The organism is Neisseria sp. P0006.S009 (assembly GCF_051962915.1).
In the GTDB taxonomy this organism is placed as follows: Bacteria; Pseudomonadota; Gammaproteobacteria; order Burkholderiales; family Neisseriaceae; genus Neisseria; species Neisseria subflava_E.
Map to the genome: position 1 here is coordinate 244,200 of NZ_JBQCUV010000002.1, position 15,792 is coordinate 259,991.

At 48.8% G+C, this 15,792-nt stretch carries 16 protein-coding genes, 1 tRNA gene and 2 pseudogenes; 6 read left to right on the plus strand and 13 right to left on the minus strand.

The window, feature by feature from the left end:
• Positions 1-13 precede the first annotated feature (13 nt).
• Positions 14-874, minus strand: coding sequence for a ParB/RepB/Spo0J family partition protein (locus ACTHTK_RS04965; RefSeq protein ID WP_039863743.1), 861 nt, complete (start codon positions 872-874; stop codon positions 14-16).
• 101 nt (positions 875-975) lie between these two features.
• Positions 976-2,760 (minus strand): chorismate-binding protein, encoded by a 1,785-nt coding sequence (locus ACTHTK_RS04970; RefSeq protein ID WP_440378448.1) that lies wholly within the window; start codon positions 2,758-2,760, stop codon positions 976-978.
• 167 nt (positions 2,761-2,927) lie between these two features.
• Between ACTHTK_RS04970 and ppk2 the strand changes: the two genes are divergently transcribed.
• Entirely contained in the window at positions 2,928-3,857 is a 930-nt protein-coding gene (ppk2, locus tag ACTHTK_RS04975; protein WP_063068373.1) for a polyphosphate kinase 2, read from the plus strand.
• A 53-nt stretch (positions 3,858-3,910) separates the two neighbouring features.
• On the opposite strand, the gene ACTHTK_RS04980 is transcribed toward ppk2, so the two are convergent.
• The 5 genes from ACTHTK_RS04980 to tpiA all read right to left on the minus strand — a co-directional run bounded on the left by ACTHTK_RS04980 (position 3,911) and on the right by tpiA (position 6,286).
• Positions 3,911-4,345, minus strand: a complete 435-nt coding sequence (locus ACTHTK_RS04980) for a hypothetical protein (protein WP_440378449.1) — start codon at positions 4,343-4,345, stop codon at positions 3,911-3,913.
• Positions 4,346-4,396: 51 nt separating this feature from the next.
• On the minus strand, positions 4,397-4,954 hold the full coding sequence (locus ACTHTK_RS04985) for a UbiX family flavin prenyltransferase (RefSeq protein WP_004464450.1): 558 nt from the start codon (positions 4,952-4,954) through the stop codon (positions 4,397-4,399).
• 90 nt (positions 4,955-5,044) lie between these two features.
• A tRNA-Leu gene (locus ACTHTK_RS04990) sits at positions 5,045-5,130 on the minus strand.
• 15 nt (positions 5,131-5,145) lie between these two features.
• Positions 5,146-5,505 (minus strand): preprotein translocase subunit SecG, encoded by a 360-nt coding sequence (secG, locus tag ACTHTK_RS04995; protein ID WP_293203767.1) that lies wholly within the window; start codon positions 5,503-5,505, stop codon positions 5,146-5,148.
• Between the two features lie 7 nt (positions 5,506-5,512).
• On the minus strand, positions 5,513-6,286 hold the full coding sequence (tpiA, locus tag ACTHTK_RS05000) for a triose-phosphate isomerase (protein WP_004519014.1): 774 nt from the start codon (positions 6,284-6,286) through the stop codon (positions 5,513-5,515).
• Between the two features lie 183 nt (positions 6,287-6,469).
• On the opposite strand from tpiA, the gene ACTHTK_RS05005 reads away from it, so the two are divergent.
• Positions 6,470-7,126, plus strand: a complete 657-nt coding sequence (locus ACTHTK_RS05005; RefSeq protein ID WP_440378450.1) for a protein-L-isoaspartate O-methyltransferase family protein — start codon at positions 6,470-6,472, stop codon at positions 7,124-7,126.
• A gap of 50 nt (positions 7,127-7,176) precedes the next feature.
• Positions 7,177-7,506, plus strand: coding sequence for a rhodanese-like domain-containing protein (locus ACTHTK_RS05010; protein WP_101755785.1), 330 nt, complete (start codon positions 7,177-7,179; stop codon positions 7,504-7,506).
• Positions 7,507-7,572: 66 nt separating this feature from the next.
• Here the strand turns inward: ACTHTK_RS05010 and ACTHTK_RS05015 are convergent, their stop codons facing one another.
• The 5 genes from ACTHTK_RS05015 to acpP form a co-directional block, all read right to left on the minus strand.
• Entirely contained in the window at positions 7,573-9,003 is a 1,431-nt protein-coding gene (locus tag ACTHTK_RS05015) for a basic amino acid/polyamine antiporter (RefSeq protein ID WP_440378451.1), read from the minus strand.
• 98 nt (positions 9,004-9,101) lie between these two features.
• Positions 9,102-9,989, minus strand: a complete 888-nt coding sequence (locus ACTHTK_RS05020; RefSeq protein ID WP_107723958.1) for a homocysteine S-methyltransferase family protein — start codon at positions 9,987-9,989, stop codon at positions 9,102-9,104.
• Between the two features lie 141 nt (positions 9,990-10,130).
• On the minus strand, positions 10,131-10,823 hold the full coding sequence (locus ACTHTK_RS05025; RefSeq protein WP_107723818.1) for a hypothetical protein: 693 nt from the start codon (positions 10,821-10,823) through the stop codon (positions 10,131-10,133).
• Positions 10,824-11,001: 178 nt separating this feature from the next.
• On the minus strand, positions 11,002-12,249 hold the full coding sequence (gene fabF, locus ACTHTK_RS05030) for a beta-ketoacyl-ACP synthase II (protein ID WP_039861923.1): 1,248 nt from the start codon (positions 12,247-12,249) through the stop codon (positions 11,002-11,004).
• A 162-nt stretch (positions 12,250-12,411) separates the two neighbouring features.
• Positions 12,412-12,648, minus strand: coding sequence for an acyl carrier protein (acpP, locus tag ACTHTK_RS05035; RefSeq protein WP_003679644.1), 237 nt, complete (start codon positions 12,646-12,648; stop codon positions 12,412-12,414).
• Positions 12,649-12,902: 254 nt separating this feature from the next.
• Here acpP and ACTHTK_RS05040 point away from each other — a divergent pair.
• Together ACTHTK_RS05040 and ACTHTK_RS05045 are read left to right on the plus strand one after the other, a co-directional pair.
• Positions 12,903-13,557: pseudogene (locus ACTHTK_RS05040) on the plus strand (IS1595 family transposase).
• A 274-nt stretch (positions 13,558-13,831) separates the two neighbouring features.
• Positions 13,832-15,307 carry a DUF389 domain-containing protein gene (locus ACTHTK_RS05045; RefSeq protein WP_049344980.1) on the plus strand — a complete coding sequence of 492 codons (1,476 nt, stop codon included), beginning with the start codon at positions 13,832-13,834 and terminating at the stop codon, positions 15,305-15,307.
• 44 nt (positions 15,308-15,351) lie between these two features.
• Here the strand turns inward: ACTHTK_RS05045 and ACTHTK_RS05050 are convergent.
• Positions 15,352-15,543 (minus strand): annotated as a pseudogene (locus ACTHTK_RS05050) (aminotransferase class IV); the annotation flags it as partial.
• A 22-nt stretch (positions 15,544-15,565) separates the two neighbouring features.
• On the opposite strand from ACTHTK_RS05050, the gene ACTHTK_RS05055 reads away from it, so the two are divergent.
• Positions 15,566-15,739, plus strand: coding sequence for a DNA topoisomerase (locus ACTHTK_RS05055; protein ID WP_198400575.1), 174 nt, complete (start codon positions 15,566-15,568; stop codon positions 15,737-15,739).
• Positions 15,740-15,792: the final 53 nt, after the last annotated feature.

Here is a 15,792-nt window from a genome sequence, read left to right on the forward strand (position 1 = left end):
GTTTATAAAACCGTTAAAACTCTTGATTAATGCCTAACTGTTTCAGCAGGTATTCAAATGTTTCCGGCGTATCAAAATGCAGTACGATTTTGCCTTTTTTCTGATTGCTGGTTTTGACTTCGGCATTGACACCCAAACGCTCGGTCAGGGCATCATTAATACGGCGGATATCCGGGCTAATAGTTTTGGCTGCTTCCGGCTTGGCTTTTTGATGCGCCAACTGACTGCGACGTTCTACTTCGCGCACCGACCAACCGTTTTTGACAGCTTTCTGCGCCAACTCCAATTGGTCAACCACATGCAAGGTCAGCAACGCACGGGCATGACCCATTTCCAGACGGCGTTGATAAAGCATTTCCTGAACCGGCTCAGGCAGGCTCAACAAGCGCAGGCTGTTGGAGATGGCACTACGGCTTTTACCGACGGCTTTTGCGATGGTTTCATGAGTCAGGCCAAATTCGTCGGCAAGACGTTTCAAACCTTGAGCTTCTTCAATCGGATTGAGGTTTTCACGTTGCAGGTTTTCAATCAAACCCATAGCCAACGCGGTTTCGTCGCTGATAGTTTTAATGACGACGGGAATTTCAGTCAAACCGGCCAACTGGGAAGCGCGCCAACGGCGTTCGCCGGCAATCAATTCATATTGAGACAGACCACGTTCGCGCACGATAACCGGCTGGATAATGCCTTGCGCCTTAATGGAATCGGCCAATTCCTGCAAAGCTTCGTCATCAATTTGCACACGCGCCTGATAACGGCCGGGCTGAATATCGGCGATGGCAACCGTTGTCAGGCGGTCGCTACTACTGCTGTCCACTGCATTGGAAATCAGCGAATCCAAACCGCGTCCCAATCCACCTTTTGCTTTTGCCATATTGTTTTCCCTTTCAGACGGCCTCATTGTTGAAATGACGTATTCTATCGGATATTGCCGCTTTACGACAATTTGAATCACGATGATTTGACTATTGCCATTTATTTACGGAGCGAAACCGCAAACACGCCCCTTAAAGCGTTGCTTAAGCGGATTTCTTCCGCATTTTCCAACATGGTGCGCGTGATGTGGGTTTCCCCTATCGTATCCGCGCCTAAATATAGCTGTGGCTGCTTCAATACTGCTTGGCGCATTACCCCGTTCAAAATATCCAAATCCAAAGACGGCGTGAGCCATTGTCCTTGATATTTGATGAACACATTGCTTCTTCCGCCCTCTAACAACAGGCCGTCTGAATTGAAAAACAGGCTGTCAAATGCGCCCTGCCCTTCTGCCGTTTTCCATGCTTGGTCAAAAATTTCACGGCGTGTGGTTTTGAAACGGCGCAGATAATCGCGTTGATTTAATGTGTGCTCACTCAAGATGACGTATTGTTGCCCATCCAATTCAGAAACAGCCGCATGACTCAATGCAAGGCCGTCTGAAAACAAAGCGGCTTTGACTCTAAATAACCCGCTTGGCAACGCATCTATATAGTGTTGGATTTGCTCTGCCGCATTTTGAGGCCAAGTCAGGTTGAGCGCTTGCGCCGAGCTGTTCAGACGGCCTAAATGCAAATCAAGCAAACGGCATTGTCTATCTTCCACACGTATGGTCTCAAAAATACCGAAATCAGGCCGCAATTCATTCAGAAAACGCGCCTTCCAACCGCACTCGCGATATTCGGCTTCAGGATCGCTATCAATCACAATCCCCGAACCGACACCATAAACACCTTGATAAAGGCCGTCTGAAACCGGTTTCAGGGACAAGGTGCGAATCACAACATTAAACACACCTTCAAACCCCAAACCCGTATCACACGGATGCAAAAAGCCGATGCTGCCTGTGTACAAACCACGCGGTTCGGATTCAAGGGACTCAATAATCTGCATACTCATGCGTTTGGGCGCACCGGTAATACTGCCGCACGGGAAGGCTGCGCGGAGAATATCGGCAACCGAAACATCAGGCAGCGCCTGCGCCTTGATGGCACTGGTCATCTGCCAAACACTGCCGAAACGGGAAACTTTAAACGGTTCAGGCACGCGGACTTTGCCAGTTTGCGCGATTTTGCCGAGGTCATTGCGCAACAAATCGACAATCATCACATTTTCGGCACGGTTTTTCGGGTCGTTTTGCAATTCAACGGCGCGGCGTTCATCTTTCCCATCGTGAAGAATCGGCGCAGTACCTTTCATCGGCTCGGTTGTGATCAGGCCGTCTGAATCGATTTTGAGGAAAAGTTCGGGAGAAAAACACAAAGTCCACACTTCCTGCCCTGCCCCGTCAGGCAGACAAGACAAAGCAGCATACGGCACAGGCTGGCGCAAACGGCGGTAAAGTTGAATCGGATTACCGTAAGTTTGCAGGTACAGGCGTGCGGTGTAATTGATTTGATAGGTATCGCCGCGGCGGATGGCTTCGTGGATTTGGTGGATATGCTCGAGATAATCGGCTTCGGATACGGAGAATCGGGGAGTGGAGATGCCTGCCTCAAGGCCGTCTGAATGATTGGCCAGCCAGTTTTCGGCATTGATTTCGGAACAATCGGCAAACCAGTGCAAACGCAAATTGCCACTGCGCGCGGATGAAATATCCATCAGTGGCAATCCGAATTCGTAGTCTGCAAACAACACTGCATGCAGGCCTTTTTTCCAACCTACCTGCAAAACATCATCCAACGACGCCAGTTCGTTATGATGAAAAAGGCAGCTTTCCACATGATTTTGATAGAGTTTTGCACGACCGCTTACCGCATCGTCGAACAGGGCGAAATAAGGCATGATGTATGATACAAATAGGCTGATTATACGCTGTTTTTACAAAAATTATCAAACACACCGGAAAAAATTGCTTATGTGTAATTTTATGTAGGCTAATACAGCATAAAGAGGTAAAATCAAGTCATACCACACCATATCATTTAAAACTTAATCGATAAGGAGACTTTATGGCAGACCACCAATTAGAACCGTTCGAGAATGTTGAACTGGGCGAGAAACAAGACCAGCTGCAAGTATTCGAAAAGGCTGTTTTGGAACACGAAGGACGCGGTTCAGACGAGGATTCCAGCAGCGCACCGCTTCCTGCCAATTACCCGTACAAACAACGTATGCGCCGCTCTGTTTACGAAAAAGAAAAACAGAAGCTGCAAATCGAATTGTTGAAAGTACAAAGCTGGGTTAAAGATTCCGGTCAGCGTATTGTCAGCCTGTTTGAAGGCCGCGACGCAGCCGGTAAAGGCGGTACCATCAAACGCTTCATGGAACACCTGAATCCGCGTGGCGCACGCGTGGTTGCTTTGGAGAAACCAACCACTACCGAACGCGGCCAATGGTATTTCCAACGCTACATCCAAAACCTGCCGACCGCAGGCGAAATGGTATTCTTCGACCGCTCATGGTACAACCGTGCCGGCGTAGAACGCGTAATGGGCTTCTGCGAACCTAACGAATACCTGCTCTTCATGCGTCAAACCCCTGAATTGGAACGTATGCTTGTTGCCAGCGGCATCCATCTGTTCAAATTCTGGTTCTCCGTATCCCGTGAAGAACAACTCCGTCGCTTCATCTCTCGCCGTGACGATCCACTGAAACACTGGAAACTGTCCCCTGTGGACATCCAGTCGCTCGACCGCTGGGACGACTACACCGAAGCCAAAAACGCCATGTTCTTCCACACCCATACCGGCGACGCGCCTTGGGTCATCATCCGCTCCGACGACAAAAAACGTGCACGTTTGAACTGTATCCGCTACTTCCTGCACCAGCTGGACTATCCGGGCAAAGACGTGAAAGCCATCGGCAAAGTGGACGAGAAAATCGTTTTGGTTCCTGATACACGTTACAAAGACAAAACTGTCGAGCTCGGACACGATTAATTTGTAACATTACCAAAGGCCGTCTGAAATTTCATCTTTCAGACGGCCTTTTCTTAATCCTCGCGATTCCAGTACGTTTTTTGTGCGAATACCAATTTATTGTCAGTGAATTTTACATTATCTAAATTCAACGCCCAGACATCACTTTTCATCACTCGAGCAGCAGGATGCGCTTTGTAAAATAAAGACTGCGCCGCCTTCAAATCCGCTTCATCTTCAATCAAAGCGGCAGTCGCCGCAAACTGAACACCGTTGATTTTCGTGATACTGTCAGGCTGACCGGCGATGGTGCCGGCTACTTTGGCAGAACGACTCATCATTCCGCCATGCTTCGTTTTCAAAGAAGTCAGCACAATCAATCGGGCATTCGCCTCATCAAACACATAAAAACAGCAAGCTGCCCAAACTTCGCCCTCTTCCGCAGCAGCAATACTGACGACATGATGATTGCTCAAAAACTTCACTATATTGGCAGGAATCGTTTGCATGGCTTTTATCTTCCTTCTCAGTCGTAACTTATGCTCAGGCCGTCTGAAACATCAACCTTGCCAGCGCGGCACATCGTTTTGAATGATGCCGAACAAGTCCAAAGCATGAGAGACGCTGTGTGTAATCATATCTTCGATGGATTCGGGCTTCTGATATAAAGCCGGAACGGGAGGAAACACGATACCGCCCATCTCTGTCACGCGGCGCATATTTTCAATGTGCGCCAAGTTTAACGGTGCTTCACGCACCATCAATACCAACTTGCGCCGCTCTTTCAACGTTACATCCGCCGCACGGCTGAGCAAATTATCGGCAAATCCATGGGCAACCGAAGCCAAGGTTTTCATTGAACACGGCGCAATTAACATTCCATCCGTCAAAAACGATCCGCTGGCAATACTTGCCCCGACATTACGGACAGAATGTACGACATCCGCCAAAGCATAAACGTCTTCTTTGGTGTAATCCGTTTCCAAAGCGCGGGTCATCTCCGCCCCTTGCGAAACCACCAAATGTGTTTCTACCTGATGCTCACGCAAAAGCTGCAAAGCCTTCACGCCATACTGAAAACCGCTGGCACCGCTGATGCCGACAACCAAACGCTTCATTGTATTTCCCTGTCTCGGCCTAAAAATAAATGAAAGGCAGATTCTCAAGACGAAAAAATAACCGCTAAAAAGCGGTTAGATTTTCTAATGTGGTGCCGACAGCGAGATTTGAACTCGCACAGCCTACGGCCACTACCCCCTCAAGATAGCGTGTCTACCAATTCCACCATGTCGGCATAAATTAAATTGTCTTACTGCTGCTGAGGATTCGGAGCAACAGGAGTTGTATTGTTTTGTGCAGGCGTTGCAGGCTTAGGAGCTTGCTGGGTCTGCTTCACATCGCTGAAGTCTAAACCGTGCTTACTGGAATGGGTGTGAATATACACCATTGCCATGCAGGTCGCAAAGAAAAATGTTGCAGCAATAGCAGTCGAGCGGCTGAGGAAGTTGGCATTACCAGCAGAACCGAATACGCCTTGCGCGCTACCACTGCCGGAACCGAATGTTGCGCCGGCATCCGCGCCTTTACCGTGTTGCAGCAATACTAACACGATTACAAATAGAGCGGAAATAATATTAATAATCCAGATAAGGGTTTTAAAGGCTTCCATATGTTTTCTACGAGGCTTGTGCTGCGTTGATGATGGCGGTAAAGGAGTCATATGATAATGACGCGCCACCAACCAATGCGCCGTCTACATGAGGTACTGCGAAGATGTCGGCTGCGTTATCCGCTTTCACACTTCCGCCGTAAAGAACGCGGATTTTAACATCGCTTCCGCACAAAGACAAGATTTCTTTGTAGATAAATGCGTGCATGTCGGCGATTTGTTCGACAGTGGCGACTTTGCCTGTACCGATCGCCCAAACCGGCTCGTAGGCAACGGCGATGTTTTTGGTGTTCAAACCTTGCAGGATGGAAAGCTGGTGAGCAATGACTTCGTGTTCTTTACCGGCTTCGCGTTCTTCCAAGCTTTCGCCGACGCACAACAATGGGATCAGGCCGACGTTGAGGACGTTTTCCATTTTGCGGCGTTGGATTTCGTTTTTCTCGCCGAAATAAAGGCTGCGCTCGGAGTGGCCGATGAGGACGATGTCTGTACCGATGTCGGCAAGCATTTCGGCGGACACTTCGCCGGTGTACGCGCCATTATTGGGAAAACGGCTCACGTCTTGCGCACAGGTCAAGATGCGATTGTTCAAAACAATCTGCATGGCGTTGTGCAGTTGCAACAGATAAACGGTCGGAGCGGCCAGGCCGATTAACACGCGTTCTGCGGTTGGCATGACACGGAAGCGGTGCATAAGCGCATTGTTGTTTTGGAGTCGGCCGTTCATTTTCCAGTTGCCGATAACCCATTTTTGGTCCCACATTCCGATTTGGTGATACATCTTTATTGCTCCGTGTGTTGGTTGTTGCTTGTTGTAGCGTCGTGTAATGTGAAAGTTTAGTGGATATATGTGCGCTTGGCAATTATTAACGGGCCTCCGGGGCCGTCTGAAAGATGGCACACTCTCCGACAAGGATTTATAATGTATGCTTCGATAAAATTAAGAATTGAACGGAGCACAAATATGGACTTTGAAAAAGCGCGTTTCAATATGGTTGAACAGCAGATTCGTCCGTGGGATGTCTTGGACTTCGACATTTTGGATGCTTTGGAGGAGATCGAGCGCGAACATTTTGTCGGCGAGGCTTTTCAAGGTTTGGCCTATGCGGATATGGAGCTGCCGCTGGCCAATGGTCATAAGATGTTGGAACCCAAAGTCGTTGCCCGCCTGGCTCAAGGTTTGAAACTGAAAAAAGACGAAACCGTCTTAGAAATCGGTACAGGCTCAGGCTATGCAACTGCCCTGCTGTCCAAACTGGCCAGCAAAGTCGTAACCGATGACATCGATGCCGAACAGCAGCAACGCGCCAAAAAAGTTTTGGACGAATTGGGCTTTACCAACGTCGATTATGTGCAAAACAACGGCCTGACCGAAGCATCGCAAGGCGCTCCTTTTGATGCGATTTATGTAGGCGGCGCAGTAGACAGCGTGCCTGAAATCTTAAAAGAGCAACTGAAAGACGGCGGCCGTATGGTGGTCATCGTCGGCCGCAAACCGGTACAACGCGCGCTTTTGCTGACGCGCAACGGCAATGAGTTTTCCGAAAAGGTATTGTTCGACACCGTCGTGGCACACTTGGAAGACAAATCGGCCAATCCGTTCGGCGATTTCGATTTTTAAACAACAGGCCGTCTGAAAGTTCAGACGGCCTCATACTTTTACCCAACCCTATGACCGACATCATCCAACTCTCGCCCACCGAATTGAAACAATGGCAGGACGAAGGCCGCGCATTTCATCTGCTCGACGTCCGCACCGATGAAGAACGTGCCATCTGCACCCTACCCGCCGCCATTCATATCCCGATGAACCTCATCCCCCTGCGTCAAAATGAGCTGCCCGACGATGATTTACCCATCGTCGTTTACTGCCACCACGGCATCCGCAGCCTGCACACGGCAATGTATTTGGAAGACGCCGGATTTGAAAACCTTTACAACCTGCAAGGCGGGATTGATGCTTGGGCAATGCAGGTGGACAACAAAATGATGCGGTATTGAATCGGTTTTATCAATAAAAGGCCGTCTGAAACTGGATTTCAGACGGCCTTTTTCAAACCTTTCTGTTTACGCTTGTAAGCTAGCGACAAACTGCTGTACGGCCGGCACAGCCAAAATCAACAGCAATACCAATACGGCTTTTTCCATACGGTTGAACTGACAACTTCCGTAGTGTTTCTTTTGCGAATAGAGAAACAGCAATACGCCGGGCAAATAGAGCAAGACTGACAGCAGCAAATATTCCGTGCCTGCCGCATAGACAATCCAAGCCGCATAAAGCGTTGCTGCCGCGCCGATAAGACGGTATTTTGCTGCAGCCTTTTGTGTCAGCGATAATTTGAGCAGATATGCACCAATTAACAGATACGGTATCAAAATCATGGAAGTCGATACCATCAGCAAAGCAGAATAATCCTCGCCTTTTAACCACACCAGCAATAGGCAAAACTGCACGGTCAAGGTGGTAAACATCAACGAACCCTGCGGCACTTCGTTTTTATTCAACGGGATAAACGATTTTGGAAATGCGCCGTTTCTCGCACCCATGTGCGGAATCTCGGTCGCATACAGCGTCCAGCTTAAATAAGACGACAGCACAGACACAATCAGGCAGGAAGAAATCAACACTTTACCCCAAGAGCCCACCATGTGCGCCAACACGCCCGCCATAGACGGATTAGCCATTGCAGCAATATCCGCACGAGGTAAAATGCCTTGAGCCAAGACGGTAATTGCCACATACATTGCCAGCGTCAAGCTGACTCCGATAATGGTCGCTCGACCAACATCAGCACGACTTCGCGCATGCTTGGACAAAACCGCCGCACCCTCAATACCGGTAAACACCCACAGCGTAATCAGCATTGTGTTTTTCACCTGCGTCATCAGGCTGACATCAGGATTTTCAGGCGTAGCAAGGCTCGCCCCTGTCCAATCGGACATAAACACTTCGGTTTGAAAGAAATAGGCTGCCATACCAATAAATAAAATCAGCGGAAATACTTTGACTGCCGTCGCAATCAGGTTCACTCCTGCCGCTTCTTTAATACCGCGCACTACCAACCAGTAAATCAGCCACACAATTACTGATTCTCCAACAAAAGCAGCAAATGTGTTGCCTTTGCCGAAAATCACGTTGTCCGGCGTATCGACAAATCCGCCTACTGCTTCAAACGCAACCACCAAATAGCCGACAATACCGACCGTGGTGCAAAGCCAATAGCCCCACGCCGAGAAAAAAACCATCAAATCGCCGAAGCCGTCGCGGGCGTACGTATAAATACCACCGTCCAATTCGGGCTTAAGTTTGGACAAGGCCGAAAATGATAGGCCGAGAAAGATAATGCCCACACCGGTAATCAGCCAACCCAACAGCAAAGCCTGCGAACCTGCAACGGCAGCCATATTCTGCGGCAGGCTGAAAATACCCGAACCAATCATGGAACTGATAACCAAGGCCGTCAGTGCAACCAAGCCGATTTGAGATTTTTGCGACATGTTTATTCCTGATTTTTATAATTATGTGTTTGTGAAGCGACGGCATTACCGGCTTTTTTAGCCTGTTCTAACCGTATCAAAATATTATGCAGCCGCTTTCAGACGGCCTTAAATCCTTGCGCCAACGCACGGATATGTTCAGGTGCGATACCGCAGCACCCGCCGATGATTTCCGCGCCCAAATCCGCCCATTGTCTCGCCCACGCCAAATAATTTTCCGGAGTGGCATCGGCGCGAATCGGGTCCAAACCGTCGTTGGCCTCGTTCATCTGTCCTTTTACCGGTTCAAATGCATTGGCGTAAACACCCAGTTTCAGACGGCCTTGGGCTTCATGTGCCACTTTCAAAGCTTCCGCCATCACTTCAGGCTGACTGCAATTGAACAACATTGCCGCCGCACCTATTTCTACCGCGAAATCCGCCGCCTCGTGCACGTTTTCCCCCGAACGCAACACCGGTACATCATGCGGCATCGTATCTTCCAAAGTAAACGATACCCAAAACGGCTTACCGTCATCAGGCAGACTGCTGCGCCAGAAACGCGCTTCTTCCAAGCTGGATACGGTTTCTGCCAACCAAATATCAGCAAACGGCATCAAACCCGATATTAAAGGGCGAGCCAAAGCAGGTGCGACTTGTTTGTCAAACAAGTCAGGACGGTAAGAACCGAATAATGGCGGCAGGCTTGCGGCTACTTTTGCAGTAGTCCCGCTTTGTTCCACCGCTTCACGCGCCAAACGGCCGGCCTGCCTTGCCCATTCGGCAGCTTGAGCATCAAAGCGCTCCTGCCCGATATGAAATGGAACAAGCGCATAGCTGTTGGTCGTAATCACCTGTGCGCCTGCGCGAAGAAAGTCCAAATGCGTTTCGCGTACAATATCCGGCGCTTCCATCAAAGCCAAAGCAGACCATTCCGGCTGACGAAACGGTGCGCCGCGCCGATGCAGTTCACGCCCCATTCCACCGTCTAAAATCGTTACCGTCATGATCGACCTCCAATGATGAATTTTTAAAATCGCCATTCTACGCTTTTTTAACTCCTTACCTTTAATTTATACAGAACTAAACTTATGCAGTTTCGTTATATAAAAGGCCGTCTGAAACTGGATTTCAGACGGCCTTTACGATTATTTCACAAACCGTGCATCTGCCATAAACGGCCGTGTAGCGGCTGGTTTAGCGGAATAGAAGCGGGAGAAAGTGCTGTCGATTTTAGTCTGTATCGGCTTACCGTCCAATGTTGCTGATGCTTCCAATTTCACACCACCGCCACTGGTTTCGCCCAATTTCATATTTGGCAACGTCAGTTTGGCAATATTGAGTTTCGCATTTTCCACTTTGGTATCCGGAGACATCAGCTGTTTGCCGACCGGACGGATTTTTTCACCCTCATCATGAGGCGCAGCACCACCGTTATCGTCAACCACGCCGATATTAATCAATCTGGCAGACGCCAAATCCATCTTGGCGTTTTTGACCGGAATACCGACAAACAGTTTTACGCCGCGATGAATGAACGTATTGTCCCGCCACTGAGTTTGGCCCTCTTTCGGCGGTTTGGTTTCTGCCGCCACCGAATAAGTGCGGCCCATAATCATCAATTTATAACCTGGAATTTTTTTCGAACCGAATCCATCAGTGATATCTTCGACCAGTTGCGGCGCAGTCAGGGTTTCGTTTGCCAAAATACGGGCTGAAGTTTCTGCCAGATGGGCAGGCTTGCCGTCTATGGTCAATGCCTGTTCATGGCCGAAATCAGACGCAAATGCAGGCACGGCGGCCAGTGCAGCGGCCAATGCTAGAATACGGATGGTTTTCATTGCAGACTCCTTAAAAATGTAATTGGGTTGATTGCCCGTCAAAATCCGGGCAATATTGATTGGAGTCGATATTTTTATATAAATGATACAGATTATCAAGAATATTTGTATTTTAAAATAAAAAAGGCCGTCTGAAACCTAGTTTCAGACGGCCTTTTAATCTACTTAAAACCTTCTATCAGTCTTTGAAGCGTTTGAATACCAATGTGCCGTTGGTACCGCCAAAGCCAAAGGAATTGGAGATGGCAACGTCGATTTTCGCATCGCGTGCTTCGTTGGCGCAGTAGTCCAAATCGCAACCGGCTTCAACGTCTTGTTCAAAGATGTTGATGGTCGGTGGAGATTTTTGCTCGTGTACCGCTAACACGCTGTACAACGCTTCCACACCGCCGGCCGCGCCGAGCAAGTGGCCGGTCATGGATTTGGTGGAGTTAACGATGACTTTGCGCGCATGATCGCCCAAAGCGCGTTTGATGGCTTTGGTTTCGTTGGCATCTCCCAAAGGAGTCGATGTACCGTGTGCGTTAACGTAATCAACGTCTTCAGGATTCAGGCCGGCATCTTTCAGGGCGCGGGTAACGGCCAATGCAGGGCCTTCTTCGTTAGGCGCAGTAATGTGGTAAGCATCGGAGCTCATACCGAAGCCGACGATTTCGGCGTAAATTTTCGCACCGCGTTTTTTCGCGTGTTCCAATTCTTCCAACACCAGCACGCCAGCGCCTTCGCCGATAACGAAACCGTCACGGCCTTTGTCCCACGGACGGGAAGCGGTAGCAGGGTCATCGTTGCGGGTGGAAAGTGCCTTCATGGCGGCAAAACCGCCGACGCCCAAAGTGCTGATCGCGCCTTCTGCGCCACCGGCAATCATCACGTCTGCGTCGCCGTATTTAATCAATCGTGCAGAGTCGCCGATGGAGTGTGCGCCGGTTGTACAGGCAGAAACCATGCCGTAACTCGGGCCGCGGTAGCCTTTGAGGATGGTCACGTGACCGGAAATCAGGTTAATCAGCGAACCCGGAATAAAGAAAGGATTGATTTTGCGCGCGCCGCCTTCGATAACGGCTTTGCCGGTCGCTTCGATGCTGGGCAGGCCGCCGATACCGGAGCCGATGTTGACACCGACGCGGTCTTTGTCGAGGGTTTCCAAATCGTCCAAGCCTGAATCATTGATGGCTTGCAGGGCGGCGGCAATACCGTAGTGGATGAACACGTCCATACGGCGCGCTTCTTTCGCGCTGATGTATTGGCCGATGTCGAAATCGCGAACTTCGCCGGCGATTTGGCTGTTGATGTCGGATGCGTCAAAGCGGGTAATCCGTCCGATGCCGCTTTTGCCTGCGAGCAGATTGCTCCATGCGGTGGCGACGTCGTTGCCGACCGGTGATACTTGGCCAAGACCTGTGATGACTACTCTTCTCTGACTCATGATAATCTCGCTGTTGGTTGTCGGGATTTTCGCGGCAGCCTTGCTCTTTTTCTTCGTGAAAACGGGCAAAACTCATGCCGTCTGAAATTTCAGGGGTTTAATAATAAGGTAAAAGCCTCTATTGCGATGGCGCAGCAGAGGCTGGATGTTTGGTGCGACCGATTAGCCTTGGTGGGCGTTGATGTAGTCGATAGCCAATTGTACGGTAGTGATTTTTTCAGCGTCTTCGTCAGGGATTTCGCAGCCGAAAGCTTCTTCCAAAGCCATCACCAGTTCTACGGTGTCCAGAGAGTCAGCACCCAAATCGTCTTGGAAAGAAGATTCGTTTTTCACTTCGGCTTCGTTTACGCCCAGTTGTTCAGCAACAATTTTTTTAACTTGTTGTTCGATGTTTGACATGTCAGTCGTTCCTTTTCGCCTTGCGGCAGGTTGTTTAAGGGAAATAATTCGTCGGTATTGTACCGAATTCGGATAGAGTTTTCCATCTAATCCTGCATTTTAGCACAGATTATTCTGGAAAAACCTGTTGTTGCGCATATTAGCATATGCTGATTTTAACCTACAAGCAGGAATTTGTTTTTGTTACGTATTAACATTAACATTATTGAAAACAAGGGGCTGTACTAGATTAGCAGATATGTTACCCTCGAAATATGAAGATAACTCACTGCAAATTAAAGAAAAAAAGTACAGAAAGAACTGCTTCGTTTTTTTGTACTCGAAGTTACCGCCCGTTCTGCCGCCGATATTTTGGGTATCCATCCCAATTCGGCAGCACTGTTCTACCGTAAAATCCGCATGGTTATCAACTATCATTTGGCCTTGGCTGCCGATGAGGTTTTTGAGGGCTCTGTCGAACTGGACGAAAGCTATTTCGGCGGACGGCGTAAAGGCAGACGTGGTCGCGGTGCGGCAGGAAAAGTGGTTGTCTTCGGCATTCTGAAACGCAACGGACGGGTCTATACCGTTGTGGTGGATAATGCCAAGTCTGAAACGTTACTCCCTGTCATCAAAAAGAAAATCATGCCGGACAGTATTGTTTATACCGATAGTCTGAGTAGCTACGACAAGTTGGACGTGAGCGGTTTCATCCATTACCGCATCAACCATTCCAAGGAATTTGCCGACCGTCAGAACCACATTAACGGCATTGAGAATTTTTGGAATCAGGCAAAACGTGTCTTGCGAAAATACAACGGAATCGATCGCAAATCTTTCCCGTTGTTCTTGAAAGAATGCGAATTTCGATTTAACTTCGGCACACCGTCCCGGCAGCTAAAAATCCTGCAAAAATGGTGTGAAATTTAGGGCTAATCTACTAGTACAGCCCCTTAAAAAATTTTGATGGCGGTTGCTGCTGAAAAAGTAGAAATTGGATTTGAGAGAAGGTTTTTGCATATGCTGGTTTCGTGAAGGCCTACGCAGGATCAGCGTTGTCAGCGTTTTCATGTGTATGCTAACCTTCTGCAAGGTATCTGCTTAATCATATTTGAAATCAGTATTAAAGCATAATTATCAGTATCCGAAATTCCAGTTAATTAAATATTCAGAGACAATCGTTAAGATTGATTTAAGGATGAAAATGCAAGACCAAGAAAACATTAAAAACCAAGAAGAACAAGAAAATCAGCCAAAAGAAGACAATGGTGCCATGACCAAGTTGCAAGATGTGTTCAATCTTGCGCATGACCAGGCCCATCCCGATAAAATTGATGCCGTCATCCGCGCCAATACTCGGGTGTCCGGAACCAATATGTGGGTATTGATGTTTGCCATTGCCGTGGCGAGTATCGGTCTAAATGTAAACAGCACGGCGGTAGTGATCGGCGCGATGTTGATTTCGCCGTTGATGGGGCCGATTGTAGGTATGGGTTACGGTTTGGCGGTAGGGGATACTGCGCTGATCCGTCAAGCCGTGCGCAATATTATTATATTCGTCGTCATCAGCTTGATTACCGCTACGTTGTATTTCCTGTTAACCCCGCTTAAAGAGGCGCAAAGCGAGCTTTTGGCGCGTACTCAGCCGACCCTTTGGGATGTGTTGATTGCCTTCTTCGGCGGTAGTGCGGGTATTGTGGCGCTGACTCGAAAAGAAGGAGGCAATGCCATACCGGGTGTGGCGATTGCTACCGCATTGATGCCGCCCCTGTGTACTGCGGGCTACGGACTGGCACATGGCAACTGGCACTACTTTCTCGGTGCTTCATATCTTTTTGCCATCAACTGCGTGTTCATCGCTTTTTCGACCTTGTTGTTTTCCAAGCTGCTCAAGCTGCCGCGCAGGGGGCTGGTAACGGAATCCAAACGCCGGTTGCAAAGCATCATTATTACTGCTGTCGTGTTGGCTGTGATGATTCCGAGCGGCTATATGGCATCAGGACTGGTGCGTCAGGAGATCTTCAACACCAGAGCCAATGCTGCCATTGCCACTGCGAAGCAACAGGAAGGTTTTTTCGTGCTGCGTAAGATGTTGAACCATAGAGAAAATAAAGTCAGTCTGGTTGTCAATGGAACGGGCAATGCCGAGAAAATTTCCGCCTTGCTCGTGAAAAGCCTTGAAGCGTCAGGTGTGAAAGAGCCGAAGGTCAACGTGGTCTATGCGGGAGGGGACAATGCCAAAATCGAAGAATTGCTGGCAAGCCAAAACAACCCGGTTCAGCAGCAAAATGAGCTGAAAGAGCAACAGGCCTATATCGATACCGTACTGGCAGGCAAAGCCTCCGATATCGACGATGCAGCGGTACTTAAGGAATTAAAAGCCCAATATCCGGAAGCGGAAAAAATCGTTGTCGGACGCGGCTTGGCTTGGGATAAAGCGCAAACAACGCCTGTTTCCGAACAGTCTGAAAGCCAAAAAAACGCAGAACCGAAGACAGATACATATGACGATATCGTCGTTGTCTCTCTCGAATTGGAGCAGCCACTACCTGCCAAAGATTACGAGCGGATACAGGCGTGGTTACGCCAGCGTTATGAGGGTAAGGTAGTGAGCATATTGCAAACGCACAAGTCTCAGACAGATAAACCGTCTCAGACAGATAAACCGTCTAACGAATAATCGCCTTCAGGCTTTATCCATTTCCGAGAAATCATTGATTGTTCCTAGTACACCAAATCCGCCTCAAACACGCCTCTCAAGGCGTTGGAGAGGCGGATTTTTTCTGCGCGTTCGAGCATATCGCGGGTGATGTGTGTTTCGATGATGGTGTCCGCGCCCAAGTAGGTTTGCAGCTGCTGCAACACGGCTTGGCGCATGATGCCGTTGAGGATATCCAAATCCAGAGACGGGGTGAGACGGGTGTTTTTGTGCATGTTCATGTTTCAGTATTCTCCTGAAAATACTGTAAACAACGCTACTAGTTTCTACAGCATCGAGTTGATAACGTTCGCCCACACCGGCAAGGTTTTCTGCGCCAAGGACGAGTTTGAGTTTCTCAAAGTCGATTTGGTCTTCGCAAAAGACTTCGGGAAAGATTTGCTTGAGTTTTAATATGTTGTTTTGTTTGAAATTATTTTCTAAATCGTGTATAATTTTTCGGTTCG

Excerpts from the sequence above, each read along its gene's own strand:
- tpiA (WP_004519014.1), bottom strand. The coding sequence starts at position 6,286 with ATGTATCACCAAATCGGAATGTGGGACCAAAAATGGGTTATCGGCAAC.
- ACTHTK_RS04965 (WP_039863743.1), bottom strand. The coding sequence starts at position 874 with ATGGCAAAAGCAAAAGGTGGATTGGGACGCGGTTTGGATTCGCTGATT.
- ACTHTK_RS05055 (WP_198400575.1), top strand. The coding sequence starts at position 15,566 with ATGTTTCAGTATTCTCCTGAAAATACTGTAAACAACGCTACTAGTTTC.
- ACTHTK_RS04985 (WP_004464450.1), bottom strand. The coding sequence starts at position 4,954 with ATGAAGCGTTTGGTTGTCGGCATCAGCGGTGCCAGCGGTTTTCAGTAT.
- ppk2 (WP_063068373.1), top strand. The coding sequence starts at position 2,928 with ATGGCAGACCACCAATTAGAACCGTTCGAGAATGTTGAACTGGGCGAG.
- ACTHTK_RS05010 (WP_101755785.1), top strand. The coding sequence starts at position 7,177 with ATGACCGACATCATCCAACTCTCGCCCACCGAATTGAAACAATGGCAG.
- ACTHTK_RS04980 (WP_440378449.1), bottom strand. The coding sequence starts at position 4,345 with ATGCAAACGATTCCTGCCAATATAGTGAAGTTTTTGAGCAATCATCAT.
- fabF (WP_039861923.1), bottom strand. The coding sequence starts at position 12,249 with ATGAGTCAGAGAAGAGTAGTCATCACAGGTCTTGGCCAAGTATCACCG.
- ACTHTK_RS05005 (WP_440378450.1), top strand. The coding sequence starts at position 6,470 with ATGGACTTTGAAAAAGCGCGTTTCAATATGGTTGAACAGCAGATTCGT.
- acpP (WP_003679644.1), bottom strand. The coding sequence starts at position 12,648 with ATGTCAAACATCGAACAACAAGTTAAAAAAATTGTTGCTGAACAACTG.
- ACTHTK_RS05015 (WP_440378451.1), bottom strand. The coding sequence starts at position 9,003 with ATGTCGCAAAAATCTCAAATCGGCTTGGTTGCACTGACGGCCTTGGTT.
- secG (WP_293203767.1), bottom strand. The coding sequence starts at position 5,505 with ATGGAAGCCTTTAAAACCCTTATCTGGATTATTAATATTATTTCCGCT.
- ACTHTK_RS05020 (WP_107723958.1), bottom strand. The coding sequence starts at position 9,989 with ATGACGGTAACGATTTTAGACGGTGGAATGGGGCGTGAACTGCATCGG.
- ACTHTK_RS05045 (WP_049344980.1), top strand. The coding sequence starts at position 13,832 with ATGCAAGACCAAGAAAACATTAAAAACCAAGAAGAACAAGAAAATCAG.
- ACTHTK_RS04970 (WP_440378448.1), bottom strand. The coding sequence starts at position 2,760 with ATGCCTTATTTCGCCCTGTTCGACGATGCGGTAAGCGGTCGTGCAAAA.
- ACTHTK_RS05025 (WP_107723818.1), bottom strand. The coding sequence starts at position 10,823 with ATGAAAACCATCCGTATTCTAGCATTGGCCGCTGCACTGGCCGCCGTG.